General features: G+C 50.7%; 1 protein-coding gene and 1 pseudogene. One reads left to right on the top strand and one right to left on the bottom strand.

Annotated elements, in window-relative coordinates:
- Window positions 1–247 (bottom strand): annotated as a pseudogene (locus tag ACI3UA_RS04705) (hypothetical protein); the annotation flags it as partial.
- Window positions 248–528: 281 nt separating this feature from the next.
- On the opposite strand from ACI3UA_RS04705, the gene ACI3UA_RS04700 reads away from it, so the two are divergent.
- The coding region (locus ACI3UA_RS04700; RefSeq protein ID WP_439723674.1) for a 6-carboxyhexanoate--CoA ligase at window positions 529–1,411 on the top strand (883 nt) is incomplete at its 3' end.

Raw genomic sequence — 1,411 nt, 5'->3', positions numbered from 1 at the left:
TGGCAATGGCCACATTAAACAAATTATGAGTGCCCAGTGCCAGACTGATGGCACTTGATAAAATCCCCACCAGAATATACTTCTTGAACCCGAATACGAAGCAGATGGCCACAGCCAAGGGCGCCGAAATCTGAAATTCCAGCCCCGGCAGCAGGCTGGGCAGCTTGATGGCACCAGCCACCGTCAAAAGCGCGGCCAGCAAGGCAATCTCCGTAATATCCGATGATTTCAAAAATGGTTTTTTCACAATTCAGGCTCCTCTCCGATACCCTTGCCCCAACGGTTGAATTCCGGCATATACGTCACATAAGGCACAAATGCCAGCAAGTTAACTAAAGCATAATATCTTAGTTTACCATTGTCAACTCATTATTCTGTTTCAGTTGACATTTTGCCAAAAAATACATATCATGATTTATGTAAGATTACATTATTGTACTGATTCAATCAGCCGTATTATGTTGTATTGCATGCAGATGGGGCCATCTGGCAGAAAAGCAATGCAGGAAAGATAAAGAGGGAATCGCCGTGTCAATTTACAGTTTGAAAATGCGCGCCAGCAGGCACGAAAATGGGAAACAGGAGCATGTTTCGGGAGCAGAAAAAATACTGCAGGCATCAGAGCTGAGGGAGCAGATGGACGCCCTGCTGCAAAGAGCCCTCCGCCATGCCAAGGGCAAAGCGGATTTTGTCAACATGAAAATAGAGGAAATCCAGCCGGATAACCTGCAGTATATTGATGCCCTGCCTGTGTCCACCTGTGCTGTATCAGACCCGGCAGAAGGCAGGCAGGCTATGGCGGACGGTCTGTCCGAGCTGGGCATCGACCCGGAAAAAGCCGAAAAAATCCTTGCCCTTTTCCAAGAAACCTACAACATGCGCGGCGCCATGCTGCTGGACGCAGATACGCTGGAACGGCTGGAACCCGACCATGAGAGAGGCATCCGTGCCACCTATATGGATGCGGAGCATTCCGCCAGCCGCTACGCCTCCGACTGCAAAAATCATTTTCAGGAAGCCATCGTCCTTGCCAGCAAGGTGCTTTCCGCACCTCATATTATCGCCGAGCTGTGCATGTCTGACGATCCCGACTATGTAACAGGCTATATCGCCACCCGCGGCAGGGGGTACGTGCGGATTACCAGGCTAAAGCCTATGGGCTGTCCTGATGGGGGACGGATTTTTCTGTACAGGGGGCCACGCGAGGATGTGCCTGAGTGTATCCGCTACCTGCAGGAACAGCATGTGCTGGTGAGAAATGTACCTGAAAAGCCTGTGCTGTCAGCCGCCTCCGGCCACGGCCCTGCACAAACTGCGCAAACTGCACAAACTGCGCAAACTGCACAAAATATTGCGAGCGGATTTTCCGAGCAGAATGCCATTAAAAATCCGTGGCAGATATACGAGGATA

This window comes from Anaerovibrio sp., from assembly GCF_051866355.1.
Classification (GTDB): Bacteria; Bacillota; Negativicutes; order Selenomonadales; family Selenomonadaceae; genus Anaerovibrio.
Note: the sequence above shows the minus strand (reverse complement) of the source record. Positions and strands in the feature narration are given on the sequence as shown.